This window comes from Vibrio navarrensis, assembly GCF_000764325.1.
In the GTDB taxonomy this organism is placed as follows: domain Bacteria; phylum Pseudomonadota; class Gammaproteobacteria; order Enterobacterales; family Vibrionaceae; genus Vibrio; species Vibrio navarrensis.
Genome location: NZ_JMCG01000001.1, coordinates 1,593,753 through 1,608,298, shown reverse-complemented (window position 1 = coordinate 1,608,298; position 14,546 = coordinate 1,593,753). Strand labels below are relative to the sequence as shown.

At 47.2% G+C, this 14,546-nt stretch carries 14 protein-coding genes; 8 read left to right on the top strand and 6 right to left on the bottom strand.

Annotated features, from left to right (window positions below; translation table 11 throughout):
* Positions 1-51 precede the first annotated feature (51 nt).
* The 6 genes from EA26_RS07180 (at position 52) to purT (ending at position 5,885) form a co-directional block, all read left to right on the top strand.
* Entirely contained in the window at positions 52-750 is a 699-nt protein-coding gene (locus tag EA26_RS07180) for an NAD(P)H-binding protein (protein ID WP_039426163.1), read from the top strand.
* A 135-nt stretch (positions 751-885) separates the two neighbouring features.
* A complete protein-coding gene (gene sbcB, locus EA26_RS07175; protein WP_039426162.1) occupies positions 886-2,307 on the top strand; it encodes an exodeoxyribonuclease I in 1,422 nt (473 codons plus the stop codon).
* A gap of 48 nt (positions 2,308-2,355) precedes the next feature.
* Positions 2,356-2,727: a CidA/LrgA family protein gene (locus tag EA26_RS07170; RefSeq protein ID WP_039426160.1), complete on the top strand. Its 372-nt coding sequence runs from the start codon at positions 2,356-2,358 to the stop codon at positions 2,725-2,727.
* Position 2,728: 1 nt separating this feature from the next.
* Positions 2,729-3,406: an LrgB family protein gene (locus EA26_RS07165; protein WP_039426158.1), complete on the top strand. Its 678-nt coding sequence runs from the start codon at positions 2,729-2,731 to the stop codon at positions 3,404-3,406.
* A 281-nt stretch (positions 3,407-3,687) separates the two neighbouring features.
* A complete protein-coding gene (gene cdd / locus EA26_RS07160; RefSeq protein ID WP_039426156.1) occupies positions 3,688-4,575 on the top strand; it encodes a cytidine deaminase in 888 nt (295 codons plus the stop codon).
* A 134-nt stretch (positions 4,576-4,709) separates the two neighbouring features.
* The gene (purT, locus tag EA26_RS07155; protein WP_039426154.1) at positions 4,710-5,885 is read left to right on the top strand and encodes a formate-dependent phosphoribosylglycinamide formyltransferase; all 1,176 of its coding nucleotides are present in this window, start codon (positions 4,710-4,712) and stop codon (positions 5,883-5,885) included.
* A 79-nt stretch (positions 5,886-5,964) separates the two neighbouring features.
* On the opposite strand, the gene EA26_RS07150 is transcribed toward purT, so the two are convergent.
* Positions 5,965-6,618: a thiopurine S-methyltransferase gene (locus EA26_RS07150; protein ID WP_039426151.1), complete on the bottom strand. Its 654-nt coding sequence runs from the start codon at positions 6,616-6,618 to the stop codon at positions 5,965-5,967.
* 298 nt (positions 6,619-6,916) lie between these two features.
* On the opposite strand from EA26_RS07150, the gene EA26_RS07145 reads away from it, so the two are divergent.
* On the top strand, positions 6,917-7,693 hold the full coding sequence (locus tag EA26_RS07145; RefSeq protein ID WP_039426148.1) for a RelA/SpoT domain-containing protein: 777 nt from the start codon (positions 6,917-6,919) through the stop codon (positions 7,691-7,693).
* 90 nt (positions 7,694-7,783) lie between these two features.
* Here EA26_RS07145 and ihfA read toward each other — a convergent pair whose 3' ends face one another.
* The 3 genes from ihfA to EA26_RS07130 all read right to left on the bottom strand — a co-directional run bounded on the left by ihfA (position 7,784) and on the right by EA26_RS07130 (position 9,862).
* Positions 7,784-8,074 (bottom strand): integration host factor subunit alpha, encoded by a 291-nt coding sequence (gene ihfA, locus EA26_RS07140; protein WP_039426145.1) that lies wholly within the window; start codon positions 8,072-8,074, stop codon positions 7,784-7,786.
* A gap of 413 nt (positions 8,075-8,487) precedes the next feature.
* The gene (locus EA26_RS07135) at positions 8,488-9,129 is read right to left on the bottom strand and encodes an isochorismatase family protein (protein WP_039426142.1); all 642 of its coding nucleotides are present in this window, start codon (positions 9,127-9,129) and stop codon (positions 8,488-8,490) included.
* A 19-nt stretch (positions 9,130-9,148) separates the two neighbouring features.
* Positions 9,149-9,862 (bottom strand): NUDIX hydrolase, encoded by a 714-nt coding sequence (locus EA26_RS07130; RefSeq protein WP_039426139.1) that lies wholly within the window; start codon positions 9,860-9,862, stop codon positions 9,149-9,151.
* Between the two features lie 282 nt (positions 9,863-10,144).
* On the opposite strand from EA26_RS07130, the gene pncB reads away from it, so the two are divergent.
* Complete coding sequence (pncB, locus tag EA26_RS07125) at positions 10,145-11,458, top strand: nicotinate phosphoribosyltransferase (protein ID WP_039426136.1); 1,314 nt, start codon at positions 10,145-10,147, stop codon at positions 11,456-11,458.
* Between the two features lie 10 nt (positions 11,459-11,468).
* Here the strand turns inward: pncB and EA26_RS07120 are convergent, their stop codons facing one another.
* On the bottom strand, positions 11,469-13,238 hold the full coding sequence (locus EA26_RS07120; protein WP_039426133.1) for an EAL domain-containing protein: 1,770 nt from the start codon (positions 13,236-13,238) through the stop codon (positions 11,469-11,471).
* A gap of 411 nt (positions 13,239-13,649) precedes the next feature.
* Entirely contained in the window at positions 13,650-14,516 is an 867-nt protein-coding gene (locus EA26_RS07115) for an EAL domain-containing protein (protein ID WP_081947042.1), read from the bottom strand.
* Positions 14,517-14,546: the final 30 nt, after the last annotated feature.

Below are 14,546 nucleotides of genomic sequence, written 5' to 3'. Positions count from 1 at the left end.
GTAAAGACGACTTGCTGAACACTATGAGCAGCGAATCAATTAGGAGTAACGATGAGTATCAATCAGGACAATCACTGCGTAATCATTGCTGGCGCGACTGGCTTGGTTGGCTCAAGGCTGCTTCAGCACATTTTGCAGCACGATGCGATTGACACCGTCTACGCGTTAAGTCGCCGGCCGCCACAGGTCGAGCATACAGGCAATGGCAAGGTACATTTACTGCTCGACCCTGAGCTCAAAATTACCGCTTGGGATGAGAGTTTACCAAGGCCCACCATCGGTTTTATCTGCTTGGGCAGCACGCGAAAGCAAGCTGGCAGCCGGGCAAAACTGCGACAGGTAGACTTTGAACTTGTCTGCCATGTAGCGCAAAGCATGAAAGTGCTTGGCGTGTCCAAGTTGGCCGTCGTCTCTAGCTTAGGCGCGGATGCACATTCTCCGTTCCACTATCTAAAGTGTAAAGGCCAGATGGAAAATGCGTTGATGCAGATGGAGTTTGAACAACTGGTGATCACCCGGCCCGGCCCTTTGCTGGGAGCGCGCAAGCAGCAGCGCCAAGACGAAAAATGGCTGCAATGCCTGATGCGACCAATCACTCCTTTGCTGCGCGGCCGGCTACACAACTGGACACCCGTCAGCGCAGACACGGTCGCCGAAGCAATGCTTTATCGCACCTTCAGCCATCCTCATCGCAAAATAGAGATTTTGCACAAACTGGAAATGGAACAGTTGTTGTCACAGTTTCGCTAGGTTTTACGCTGCGAGTCGGGTGTCTGACCGTTTGATGCTCTTTACCCTTTCTGCGCTTAAGCGCCAGCGAAGTCGTTGCCAGCGCTGGCGTGCAATGGTCTAATACACCTTTTGCAGCTCTCAATGGTACGCCGGATGCACCAGGATAATCAGCCTACATTCTTCTTCTTTGATTATGAAACTTGGGGAGTAAGCCCCGCTAAAGACCGTCCTTCCCAGTTTGCAGGGGTACGCACCGACGAAAATTTCAATGTGATTGGCGAGCCGCTGGTTATCTACTGCCGATTGCCAAGCGACTATCTTCCTGCGCCAGAAGCGGCCTTGATTACCGGCATTACCCCGCAAAAAGCGATGCAAGAGGGGCTGTCTGAGCCCGAATTTATTAGCAAAATCCATGCAGAGCTGTCAAAACCCAACACCACTAGCCTTGGCTACAACAGCATTCGTTTTGACGATGAAGTCACTCGCTATACTTGTTATCGCAACTTCATTGATCCTTATGCGTGGAGCTGGCAAAACGGCAACTCGCGCTGGGATCTGCTGGATGTGATGCGCGCTTGTCACGCCCTTCGCCCAGAAGGCATTACTTGGCCGGAAAATGATGAGGGCTTTACCAGCTTCAAATTGGAGCATCTGTCCGTCGCCAACGGCATAGAACACAGCAACGCGCACGATGCGATGGCCGATGTCATTGCCACGATTGAGATGGCCAAAAAGCTCAAAGCGGCCCAGCCGAAACTGTTTGATTACTTTTTCAACATGCGCCACAAACGTAAGCTGAATGCGCTGATTGATATCGTCAACATGACCCCCTTGATGCATGTATCCGGTATGCTTGGCCGTGAATGTCAGTACACCAGTTGGGTGGTACCTTTGGCGTGGCATCCGACCAATAATAACGCAGTGATCGTGATCGATTTGGCGAAAGATCCACAGCCACTGTTTGAGCTAAGCGCTGAGCAGTTACACGAACGCCTTTACACCAAGCGAGAAGATCTTGACGATCTGCTGCCAGTGCCGGTGAAATTGGTGCATCTCAACAAATGCCCCATTTTAGCGCCCGCGAAAACGCTGACAGCAGAAAATGCGGCGAATATTGGTATTGATCGCGAGCAGTGTTTGGCCAACCTAGCGCAGATCCGTCAACACCCAGAAGTGCGGGAAAAGTTGGTGCAACTTTTTTCCATTGAACGCGAATTTGCCGATAGTGACGATGTCGACAGTAAATTGTACGACGGTTTCTTCTCACCAGCCGATCGCGCCGCGATGGATATTATTCGTCAAACCGAGCCAAACAACCTCGCTGCGCTCGACATCACCTTTAACGACAAGCGCATTGATCCTCTGCTGTTTCGTTATCGTGCGCGTAACTATCCGTGGACATTAGATGAGAGCGAACAACGTCGCTGGGCCAACCATTGCCGAGAGTACTTCGAAAGTCGTATTGAAGAGTACATGCTCAATTTGGAAAACTTGGTGCATGAGCACGAAAGCGATGAAAAGAAAATAGCGATATTGAAATCGGTTTACCGCTATACTGAGAGCTTGATCTCATAATTATCGAGCGCCATACGGCGTTGACTTAGCAGTGTGTTTCTACTCAAGATGAAATTCTCTTTGAAAACCCTATTTGGCCTGATGTTGTCATTTGGCCTTATTTTTCTTTCGCTCAACATCGGCATGGCGATTTCCCACTGGCTAGAAACCTCCATTCCTGCCAGCGTGATTGGCATGCTGGTGCTGTTTCTCGCCATGGCGAGTGGGCTGGTCAAAGTCGAGTGGGTCAAGCCGGGCGCAAGTTTGTTGATCCGCTACATGATTTTACTTTTCGTGCCAATCAGCGTGGGTTTAATGGAGCATTTCGATCTGTTACTCGCCAACGCGCTACCCATTTTAGCCAGTGCGATTGGTGGCACCTTGATCGTCTTGGTCAGCCTCTCTTGGCTACTTGATCGCATTTTGCGTAAGGAGAGCTAATATGTGGCTACTGGTTACTCTCCTAGTGTTTTTCTTTGCCCGCTGGCTGGCGATAAAAATCAACAAGCCGTTGGCGAACCCTTTGCTGATCAGTATCGGCATTTTGATCCCGCTGCTTACTTATCTGAAAATCCCGTTTGAACGCTATTACACCGACAACCAGTGGATCAGTTACATGCTGCAACCCGCGGTGGTAGCACTGGCTTATCCGCTTTACGAGCAGTTGCCGCAAATCAAAGCCAGTTGGCGCATCATCACTTTCGCTTGCCTGATCGGCAGTGTGATGTCGATGATGACCGCGACCGCTATTGCTGTGCTGTTTCACGCCGACATCACGCTTATCGCCAGTTTGCTGGGAAAATCAGTCACCACGCCGATAGCGATGGAAATTTCCAGTCAGTTGGGCGGCGAAGCGGCGGTTGCTGCCATTCTCGTGCTACTGGTTGGCTTATTTGGCGCGATTCTCGCCTATCCCATCTACAATCTCATTGGCATAAAGCACCCGATTGCACGTGGTTTAACCATGGGCACGGTATCACACGCACTTGGCACCGCGACCTGCGCGGAGAAGCAACCCGGCGATGCCGCATTTTCTTCACTTGCTCTGGTCCTGTGCGGCGTGATCACCTCGATTCTCGCACCCAGCTTCTTCGCTTTAGCCATTTGGGCACATCACTAATGGTCAGGCCCACTCTCGGGCCTGCACCTGTTGATCTTAAACCGTCAATCACTCGCTAAAATGGCAATATTGGTGTTAACTGTAGACTTTGAAAGATAAAAACCGCATCGGGAAAAACTGCGACCTCGTTAACAGTTATTTTCGATGCAATCGAATACATGTGTGAGCTCACTCTAATTATGCAACGTGTAAATTCGTTGCAATTTTAAATGTGAAGTAAGTCACTGTAGGTTTTTATCGTTCGCATAGAATATCCTTCCATGCAATAACAAGGATTCATCATGAAGAGTCGTATTGAACAAGCGCTAGCACGCGCACCGGCATCAATTTCTCAATACCTTGCACCTATCGTTTCAGACGACCATTTTGACGCGACCCTTTCCAAACAGCAGTTCGATGAACTATTGGAAAAGACAGGACTGGCAGACAACGAACTGCGTGTCGCACTGTTGCCTTTCGCTGCGGCTTATTCTTACGCCCCTATTTCAGAGTTCTATGTTGGCGCGATTGTTCGCGGTCTATCCGGAAAGCTCTATTTTGGCGCGAACATGGAATTTAATGGCGTACAACTGGGCCAAACCGTCCACGCCGAACAAGCGGCCATCAGCCATGCGTGGATGAAAGGCGAAGAAGGCATTGCTGACATCACCATTAACTTCAGCCCTTGTGGACACTGCCGCCAGTTTATGAATGAGCTATCTACGGCGAAAGTGCTGAAAATTCAGCTACCTGAGCGCGACGAGAAAGTACTGCAAGACTATCTGCCCGATTCTTTTGGCCCGGCGGACCTTGGCATTGAATCCGGCTTGATGACGAAAGTCGATCACGGTTTTTCCACTGACGAGAGTGACGAGCTGCTCAAAGCGGCCATCTCGGCGATGAATCGAAGCCACGCGCCCTACACACACAACTTAAGCGGTGTCGCTCTGCAGGTGCGTAGCGGCAAAACCTATCTGGGTGCTTATGCGGAAAACGCCGCTTTCAATCCTAGCCTCCCGCCGCTGCAAGTGGCCTTGATGCAACTGCTGCTCGACGGTGAACGCTTTGAAAACATCCAGTCGGCGGCTTTGGTTGAGAGCCATAAAGGCAAAATCAGCCACCTTGCGTGCACCCAATCTACCCTTGAAGTGATCAACCCTGATATTCCGGTGACTTACCTTAATATCTAGCGCATTTCCGTTTGCCCTGTTTTACGCAGGGCTTTCTTTTTCCTTCATTGGCAAACGTTTGCTTTGCCTGTGAATTTGGGTATCATCCCTCGCTGATTATCTTACTGCTCTCACTCTCTAAGGAAAAACAAACTATGTTCGGTACAGCTACCCGTGAAGGAGCAACTCGTGTACTACTGCTGGGTTCAGGCGAGCTCGGTAAAGAAGTGGCGATTGAGTGTCAACGCTTGGGTCTGGAAGTGATCGCCTGCGACCGCTATGCAGATGCTCCCGCCATGCAAGTGGCCCATCGCAGCTATGTGCTTAATATGCTCGATGGCGACGAACTGGAAAAAATCATTAAAGCGGAAAAGCCCGCCTTCGTCGTACCAGAAATTGAAGCCATTGCTACCGATAAACTGGTAGAGCTAGAAGAACAAGGCTTAAACGTGGTGCCTTCTGCCAAAGCCGCCAAACTCACCATGAACCGCGAAGGCATTCGCCGTTTAGCGGCTGAAGAATTAGGGCTAGTCACCTCGCCTTATCGTTTTGCTGATAACTACGAAGAGTTTGTCGCTGCGGTTGAAGCGGTCAACATCCCGTGCGTGGTTAAGCCCGTGATGAGCTCTTCTGGCAAAGGACAGAGCGTGATCAAATCTGCGCAAGATATTGAGAAAGCTTGGCAATACGCGCAAGAAGGCGGCCGCACTGGCGCAGGGCGTGTGATTGTCGAAGGGTTTATCGATTTTGATTATGAAATCACTTTATTGACGGTAAGAGCCGCTGATGGCGTGCACTTCTGCGCGCCGATTGGTCATCGCCAAGAAGATGGCGACTACCGCGAATCTTGGCAGCCACAAGCCATGTCAGAAAACGCGCTTAAAGCCGCAGAGTACGCCGCTGAAGAAGTCGTCAACGCCTTGGGTGGCTACGGTATTTTTGGTGTTGAGCTGTTTGTCAAAGGCGACAAAGTGATCTTCAATGAAGTGTCACCTCGCCCTCACGATACTGGCATGGTGACCATGATTTCTCAGGAAATGTCGGAATTTGCCCTGCACGTACGCGCCTTTACTGGAATGCCAATTGGCAAAATCGTCCAGTACGGTCCTTCCGCGTCAGCGGTGGTACTTGGCAACGGCAAATCAACCAACATCCGTTTCGATGGAATTGCCGATGCACTAGAAGCGCCGCAAACACAACTGCGTTTGTTTGCCAAGCCGGATATCGACGGGCGTCGTCGCCTTGGGGTTGTCCTCACTCGTCGCCAAAGTTTAGAAAAAGCGATTCAAGGCGCGATAGACAGCGCGAAAAAAGTGAAAGTGATTTACTAAACTGAGAGCGTTTCAAGTGATACCGTTCTCATGACTGAAAAGGGTTGGCATTTCGCCAACCCTTTTGCTTTCAATTCAATTAGTCAATAGCTTCAATCAAGTAAACATGCTCAGCAAAACGACTTAACCCTTTTTGCGCAATTTTAGGATGACGCTCATCGGCAATGTCTTCAAACAGATGTGTCACCTTCATACCCGCGAAAAGACGCTCTACTTCGCTTTGCGCGACGCTAAAAGGCGGTCCTGACATCTCTTCTTGCGGATAATCCAAGGTGATCAACAAAATCCCCCCACCCGGGTTTAATAGTGAACGCACTCGCTGCACATATTCAAGCCGCATCTCTTGGGGCAGCGCAATCAGGGCCGCGCGATCATAGACAATGTCTGCTTTGGAAAGCGGCGCAGTGAAGAAATCGCCAGCATAAATGGCGAGTTCATCAAACTGATACAGCTCATGCTGGCCTGACAGTGTGGTCACCGTCGGGGTGTAAAAGTGCTCTGCAAAAAACGCCCGAACGGCAATGTGGCTGAGCTCCGCTCCTTCGACTTGGTCATGTTTTGTTGCCAGCCAAGCTAAATCTTCCGATTTACCACACAGTGGCACAAGTACCTGATCACTGCGCTTAGGCTTTGTTTCCTGCCAGAAGCGCACCAGCAGCGGATTAACGTCTTCGAGGTGGAAACCGATATGATTGGCGGCCCATTTGCTGTGCCAAAACTCTGGATCTCTCATGGCTATCTTTCTTTCAAAGTGACTTTCGCCCTAGCCTAACCAAAAAGAAGCGCTGAAAACAGAAAAATGTTAAGCCCATTCACCTTGTGTTAATCGAACAACGTTAAATTGGCAACTAAACGGAAAAGACGACGTCGAAGTCGGTAACCATAACAACGTGATGCGGAACACAGTTAAACAAGGTATTGACTCGCGGGTGTTGTTTTTTGTCATCTCACCCCAATTAATTAGATAGCTTGATTTGTGTTTTAGCCTTTAGTTACACCGTTTACTAGGACAAACAAGTTAAGGAGAGTGAATGAGCTTGCTTCTTCGTACTACCGCATTGATGCTTTTGTTATTGAGCCGTGCCCCCGCATTTGCGGCGATTCCTAATGCTCCATCAAACCAAGAAGAGCCGCGTGCTAACAGCCAAGGTCAAGTCTCTTCTAAACTTTTCCGTCACAGTCTAAGTGGTTTATACGGAATTCAATCAACTCACACCCAGCCGACTCAACCCTATAGCGACTTCGATATTCTTTATAGTAAAGCGCACCAAGCCCAGCTTGAGTTGGAAACCATTGTCACAAGCACGGCCTTACTGACCGATACTCCCCCTTATTTTGCAGGAGTAAAATCGGCGCAACGTGCTAAAGAGAAAGTCGCGTTAGAGTTGAACGGTGATGCGAGTCGAATTACTGACTTAGCTCGCGCAACGATTGTGGCTAATGATGTAGCTAGCCTAGTGAGTGTTTACGAGGCTTTATCGCGAGAAACTCGCATTGTTAAAGTGAAAAACCGCTTCAAGACGCCAGCCGAGTCAGGTTACCGTGATTTGAACCTGTTGGTGCGTTTGCCAAAAACCAACCTAGTGGCAGAAGTGCAATTGCACTTAAAAGCGATTGCGGATGTGAAAAGTGGTCCAGAGCACGATCTGTATGAGCAGATCCAAACCATAGAGCGTCAAGCTTCGGCAGCTCAGCGCGACTTAAATGAAATGGAGCTGGCCGCAATCAAACAACTGAGAAATCAATCGAAAGACCTTTACCAACAGGCTTGGCAACCGTATTTGACGACGCATCTAGAAGCGGCCTAAAACACTAAGCTAAACAGCCTACTTAATAGACAAAGACCACGCTTTACGTGGTCTTTGTATTTGAAAATCGACAAGGTATTTGAAAATCGTTCAAGGCTTGAGATTCTCAACTCTGGCTTTCAATTTCTGCCCTGGACGGAACGTGACCACCCGTCTGGCTGTGATCGGAATATCTTCACCTGTTTTCGGGTTGCGGCCAGGTCTTTCATTCTTATCACGTAAGTCGAAATTACCAAAACCTGATAGTTTCACTTGCTCGCCGTTTTCCAGTGCTTTACGAATCTCTTCAAAAAACACCTCAACCGTGTCCTTGGCGTCCCGTTTACTGAATCCAAGTTTCTCAAACAGGTTCTCTGCCAAATCGGCTTTTGTGAGCGCCATAAAAACTTTCCTCAAAGCTATGTTAAACCTTGCTACACCGTAGGTAGCGCCAAACCAATTTGCCCTACCAATCAACAACATATCGGGCCTACTTGAGAAAGTGTATGCCAAGCTTCTGATTTACGCCAACTTTTTATTTGATCTAAATCTCACCGTACCACGAAGAATCCCACAGTTTTAGGTTGGTTTTTGAAGGATTGCAACAAAAAAACGAATAAAGCATTCACTCATAAAGACATTTTCACCAGTAAATAAGAATTTATCAGCAAATAAATCTATTTGATATTTTCGATATCAATGGATTATTTTTTGTTCACAAAGAGAAAACTTCTTATTTAATCAGTAGTTTGTGTTAGCAACCCAATGCACATCATCACTCTGCCTTCCAGTGATTTATGTCAAAATCACTGGGCTTACAGTAGGTCAATTTGCTCTGCATCTTCAACACAAATCACACCCAAAATAGACAACTGCTCAATCACCTCGGGGGCCGATTCAGCAAAGACGGCTTTGGTGGCTGCTAAGTTCAACACAACACGAAAGCCCGCTGCTATCAATTGCTCAATCGATCTTTTCACACAAAAATCGAGCGCTAAACCACCAACGATCACCGTATCAATTTGGTTGGCACGCAAAAACTCAATGCCACCTGTAGATAACTTTTCGGCCTGATCGTGATAAAATGCGCCATACGGATGCGCATCTGGATCGACGCCTTTATTGATTTGAAAGTCGTATTCACGCACCGCAGGGAGCCCCGGAAGCAGCTCGACACCCGGCGTCCCCACCACGCAATGCGGATTCCATTTGATGTCCACCTCAGGCAGGCCTACTGGCTCAAGCATATTGGCGGGGGTTTTTGCTTCCCACACTGCGCCCGGAGGGTGCATATCACGCGAAACGAGCTTCAGTTTCGCTTTTTGATGGTTGCGTTTCAGTTCATCAACAATCTCTAGCGCGCCAGCGACGGGCAGCTCCGACGGACATAGCTCGCTAAACCCCTTTTGCGGGTCTACATCTAGTGCGGCTGTCGTTGCTCTGTTAATAGCAATCATGGTGATTATCCTCGTTGGTTTAACGTAGACAAGTTTGAAAATAGGTCACGTGTTTATCTGCCAAACTATAAACTTGGGCTGGTTTGCCACCTTTGCCTTTATTACTAGCGGCTATCTTGTTGGCACTTTCAATGACCCCAGTATCGATAAGACGCCGTTTTATGGTCATGCGATTGACTTCCACACCAAACTGGGCATACGCGGAAATGATGTCAGAGACGAGAAACTCTTTCTCCAAGGCAAACAGCAACACCGAGGTATATTCAATCGCCGCTCTGAGTTTTGTCCATGCCAGCTTGATCAAATCGGCATGGTCAAAGGCCAACGCCACTTCACCGTTTAAAATCCGCTCAAGCGAAAACCAACCCAGTTGTTTGTCGCACAAGCCGCAATTATCTATCTGTTCCACATTGGTTTTATTGAGTAGCGCGTAATGGGCGATTGTCACACTCCACCCTTCTGGATCTCGTTTCGGGTTTCCGTCCACCATCGGTTCACTAATGTAATGGGGGTAAGTGTGAATTTTCTGTCGGCAGATGCGTCTTCTCGCTGAATCAAAATCCGCATCCGCGGCCTGTCCGCCCTGCGCGCTCAAATCGTGCTCAAAAACAAACCCACCGGGAATCGACCACATACCAAATTGAGGCCGCTCAGGATTGTTGCGCTTAATCAGCAACACGTCTAAGCCGTTTTCGCCCAATTTCAGACAAATCATATCAATGGTGACTATCATTCGACGTCTCTCAAAGTATTGTTCTGCCAATACCTTACTGATGGTGTTGTTTGAGGTCAATATGAAAGTAACAATCCGTTATTAACCACGAGCACACTCAATGCACTTCTAACCAAAAAGGCAATCATGCCTATTGAGCATTATCTACTTAGCATTAGATTAGCTTTGAATTGGGCCAGCCTTGGTTAATAACAAGATTTGACAAACCAAGATGAGTTGATTAGAGTTCTGCCATACTGACAAACAAGATGTTCTTGACCTAGTTTGGGTAGAGAGGATTTCATGAACACAGCACTTTTTCAATCGCCAATCATTCAGAGCGCTCTCGATCTCGATGTATATAAAATCAACATGATGCAAGCGGCGTATCGCTTCTACCCAGACACACAGGTACGTTATGAGCTAACCGTACGCTCTGATGATGATCTCTCTGATTTGATTGAAGAAGTTCGCCAAGAAATTGAAAAACTGGCCCTGCTCACCTTTACAGCCGAACAAATCGCCTACTTAAAAAATCAAGCGCCTTACTTAACAAGCGAGTTTCTCGAATACCTGCGCCATTTCCGCTTTGTGCCGCAACAACAGGTTCTGCTTGAGACCGTACCTAGCAAGAGTGGTCAATCCCAACTGCGCGTTGCTATCCAAGGGATATGGCACGAAACCATCTTGTACGAAACCTTGGTGATGAGCATCATCTCTGAAGTGAGAAATCGTCGCCACTGGCAAACCATCCCCTACTCGCAGTTTGAGCAAGTGCTTACCAATAAAATCAGCCAGTTAAAGAATGAACTGCAGCAGCGACGCATCAGCAATTTCCGTTTTTCTGAAATGGGCACGCGTCGGCGTTTCAGTGCCAAGGTGCAACGGGATATGTTGGACTACTTACGCACGCATGTTCCTGAACTGCTTACCGGCACAAGCAATTACCATTTAGCCCAAGAATTTGCACTCACCCCAATTGGTACTGTGGCGCATGAGTGGTTTATGGCTCACCAAGCGCTCGTCAACGTACAAGACTCTCAGCGCGTGGCATTGGATAGATGGCTCGAGGCATTTTCTGGCCATTTGGGGATTGCACTTACCGACACGATTGGTATTGATGCGTTTTTGCAGGATTTCAACCCACAAAGAGCTCATGCTTATGTTGGCGTTAGGCACGACTCGGGTTGCCCATTCACTTGGGGTGATAAAATCATCAGCCACTATCAATCACTTGGTATTGACCCGTTGAGCAAAACGTTGATTTTTACTGACGGCCTGGATTTCTCCCGCGCACTGGATATCTGCGAGTACTTTGCCGGCCGTGCGCAAATCAGCTTCGGCATTGGTACTTTCCTCGCCAATGACATGGGCGATTGGCAAAATGCGCAAGGCGAGCGCTATCAACCGCTTTCCATGGTGGTCAAAATGGCTGAGTGTAACCGCTCACCCGTTGCCAAAATCAGTGACGAACCAGAAAAGGCGATGTGTGAAGACATCTTCTTCCTACTCAACCTCAAGCAGCGCTTTGGCTTCCCGCTTGAGATGGATGAGGTGATCGCCACCCTGACCAGCCTACAGAAAGAACAAAACCCGCGCTTTCGCAGTGTGGCCTAGTCGGCCACACTTAGCTTTGCAGCACACTCGACTCTTCACCGATACCATAAAATAGATGGCTCATGAGATAGTGCGAGAACTCACTCTCCGTTACCATGCCCTTATAATATTGTTCTTCTGTCAGCACAATCGGAAAGGCTATGGTCTGCGCTTTCAGCAGCGCGATTAAACCGGTAATCGGCGTGCTTGCATCAAGACGATCGAAAGCGGTATTCATCAAACTGACCACGGGTTTCTGCCAAATAGAGGCTTCCTTCGCACTTTCATGCTCAGTGCCCATCGCTGGCGTGAGATGCAAATTCACCAGAGCCTGACTCACAATTCCAACACATTCACCTTTGTTCACCACAGGTAGATACGTTATTCCCCCGGCTTTGAGATACTCATCAGCCAGCGCGATTGGCTCACCGGGGTCGAGCCTAGGTAGGCTGCGGCAAGCGATACTGTTCAAGGTTGACACATCTTCATCAATATCTCGTTTTCCCGCCATTTTTTTACTGTACAGAGCGGGCAATTCGAGCGTGATTTTGGGCTCTGCCTCTAGGAGCTGCTGGTAAGGCAAAGGTTTGGCAAAAAGATAGCCCTGCATATAGTCAACCCCAAGATAGGAAAGCGTTTGCGCTTCCTCACGTGTCTCTACCCCTTCAGCGATGACTGAGACATTGAAACGGTGACAAAGACGGACAAGAAAACGGATGATCTGGTAGTATTCGTTTTTCTCGTGCTTCTTTTCGATAAGTTTTCGACTTAAACGTAAGTACCTGAATTGCTTTGTTTCTAGAACTTCTGGAAGGTCAAATCCCGATTTCAGATCATCCAGCGCGAAGCTGACACCAAGCTCGCGCAGTGGCTTTAACAGGGGCTCAAACTGCAAACTTAACGCTGGAGACTTCACTTCATTGATATCAATCACCACACGATTGAGATCTATTTTCTCTTGACTGGCTAGCGCCACCATACATTTTAAAAACTCGGATAAATCGTGACGGGTGTTGGGCGATAAGTTTAAGTTGAGAAAGCGATCGTTTCTCTTTAGAAAAGAGGCCATTTGGCGAAACGCTGTTTGATAAGCGAGCATATCCAATTCAGATACAAGATTCATGTTTTCAATCAGTTCGATCACTTCTTGCGTGTTCGTTTCAAGGGAATGATGAAAATCGAAACGACAAAATACCTCGTATCCGGCCACTTGCCAGTCCATGCAGCGAATAATCGGTTGGTAAACGACTTGAATATCTCCAGTATCAATTACATTACGTGCTAAATCTTCCAGCAAAATGTAACGCTTAATGCTGCGCTGTAAATCAGTATCGAAAAACTGCACATGAGTTTGATTACCCATTGCTTGCTCTAGCGTAGCTTGGATGGCGTGTGCAACGGCTGTTTGTACTGTCTCAGCATCAACACTCAACACTGACACACCGATCTTCCCTGACATCACCATTTGGCTCATCGCACTACTGATTCTCTTGAGCTCAGAAAAGAAATCACGGACGCAAGCGTAAATCGCTCGAGTTCGATTTTGACTAATACAGATGGGTTCACAAAGATAAAGCAGATATATCTGTTGGTTTAAACAACCCGCTACTTTAACGTTCTTGATGCGATTAATGCCCTTCTCAAACTGTGGCTGGCTGATTAGCTCGCTATTTTTCACTCTTAATGCCAAGACAACAGCCACACAAGGATAACGAGTCTCTTCAATTAACTGATTGACGATTTGTACAAATTTGCTCTGATTAGGTAATAACGTCTTAGTCGCACTTCCTAGATTTCCCATTTTTATTACCCTTCTCAAAAATAAGAACATATGCAAATAATAGAACACCAATCTCTAAATAGCTATTTTGAGAGTAAAATTAAAGGAAATATTTATACACGCTATAAAACAATGCCTTATATTGACATAAGAAACAGTATATGTAAGATCAATTCTCCTGAAAAAATAATACCTAAGAGGTATTTTTACCATTTTGATGAGCTTTATTCTTAAAAAGAGAAACTGCTATACAACTTGAGAGCAACACTTTGCACTCTTTATATCACTGAGCAGGACGTAACTATATAAGAAGGTTAAAAAAGCAAATTATCATAAGCAAGTAGGAATGCTCGATAGGAAGAGCGAACATCACCATGTCTCGCAATGCAAGTCATGGTGAGAACGATTAGGGCTAGCAGATAAGAGGCTGTGTTACTTTGAACCAAGCGATTCAGTGGAGCTCCTTTGAAGCTGTTGCAAAAACTCAGATAAAGGCACTGGCTTAGCGAATAGAAATCCTTGCAGATAGTTCACATCGTGATGTCGCAAATACTCAACTTGCTCCTCACACTCAACGCCTTCGGCAATAAGATTGAGAGACAAGCGCTTGGCAAGTTCAATCGTGCTTTCAACTAAGTGTTCAGCGACTGGATCGGCACCGATATTTTTGATAAAAATCTGATCAATTTTTAAATAATCCAAGTCGATTTTTTGCAGGTTAATCAAACTTGAGTGTCCAGCACCAAAATCGTCGATGGCAATTTTACAACCCAGTTGCTTAATATTGCGAAACAAAACATCGGTGGCATCAGAAAACTCAAGTACCTCACGCTCGGTTAACTCAAGTAGCAGTATGGTTTTATCGCAATCAACTAGGTTATAGAACGCCTGACATTCAGTAAAAAGATCGTCATTCTTATAATGCTGCGGAGAAATATTGATCCCAACATGAAATTCGTTCGGCAAAACATCTCTATATTCTCGTAGCTGTCGCGCCGTTTCTTTAAACAATAGCTGTGTCATAGGGATGATGAGTCCAGATTCCTCCGCTTGAGGAATAAACAGATCTGGCCTTACGAGCCCCTGAATCGGATGTTGCCAGCGCATCAAGATCTCAATCCCGGTTATTTCTTTGGTTTCAGCATGGACGATAGGCTGAGCATAAGGAACAAATTCATGCTGACGAATAGCACGTTGCAACTCTGCATCTAATGTTTTAGAACGGTTTGCAAGCCACCAATAACAGAGAGAATGCGTCGGTAGAAGATAAGGTGCTCTATCGATAAAAAAACGGCCCATTTGGGCCGTTTGTCAAAGCTAAGTTCTGCT

Bases quoted from the DNA above. Each gene is read 5' to 3' on its own strand.
- EA26_RS07180 (WP_039426163.1), top strand. From the start codon at position 52: ATGAGTATCAATCAGGACAATCACTGCGTAATCATTGCTGGCGCGACT.
- sbcB (WP_039426162.1), top strand. From the start codon at position 886: ATGCACCAGGATAATCAGCCTACATTCTTCTTCTTTGATTATGAAACT.
- EA26_RS07170 (WP_039426160.1), top strand. From the start codon at position 2,356: ATGAAATTCTCTTTGAAAACCCTATTTGGCCTGATGTTGTCATTTGGC.
- EA26_RS07165 (WP_039426158.1), top strand. From the start codon at position 2,729: ATGTGGCTACTGGTTACTCTCCTAGTGTTTTTCTTTGCCCGCTGGCTG.
- cdd (WP_039426156.1), top strand. From the start codon at position 3,688: ATGAAGAGTCGTATTGAACAAGCGCTAGCACGCGCACCGGCATCAATT.
- purT (WP_039426154.1), top strand. From the start codon at position 4,710: ATGTTCGGTACAGCTACCCGTGAAGGAGCAACTCGTGTACTACTGCTG.
- EA26_RS07150 (WP_039426151.1), bottom strand. From the start codon at position 6,618: ATGAGAGATCCAGAGTTTTGGCACAGCAAATGGGCCGCCAATCATATC.
- EA26_RS07145 (WP_039426148.1), top strand. From the start codon at position 6,917: ATGAGCTTGCTTCTTCGTACTACCGCATTGATGCTTTTGTTATTGAGC.
- ihfA (WP_039426145.1), bottom strand. From the start codon at position 8,074: ATGGCGCTCACAAAAGCCGATTTGGCAGAGAACCTGTTTGAGAAACTT.
- EA26_RS07135 (WP_039426142.1), bottom strand. From the start codon at position 9,129: ATGATTGCTATTAACAGAGCAACGACAGCCGCACTAGATGTAGACCCG.
- EA26_RS07130 (WP_039426139.1), bottom strand. From the start codon at position 9,862: ATGATAGTCACCATTGATATGATTTGTCTGAAATTGGGCGAAAACGGC.
- pncB (WP_039426136.1), top strand. From the start codon at position 10,145: ATGAACACAGCACTTTTTCAATCGCCAATCATTCAGAGCGCTCTCGAT.
- EA26_RS07120 (WP_039426133.1), bottom strand. From the start codon at position 13,238: ATGGGAAATCTAGGAAGTGCGACTAAGACGTTATTACCTAATCAGAGC.
- EA26_RS07115 (WP_081947042.1), bottom strand. From the start codon at position 14,516: ATGGGCCGTTTTTTTATCGATAGAGCACCTTATCTTCTACCGACGCAT.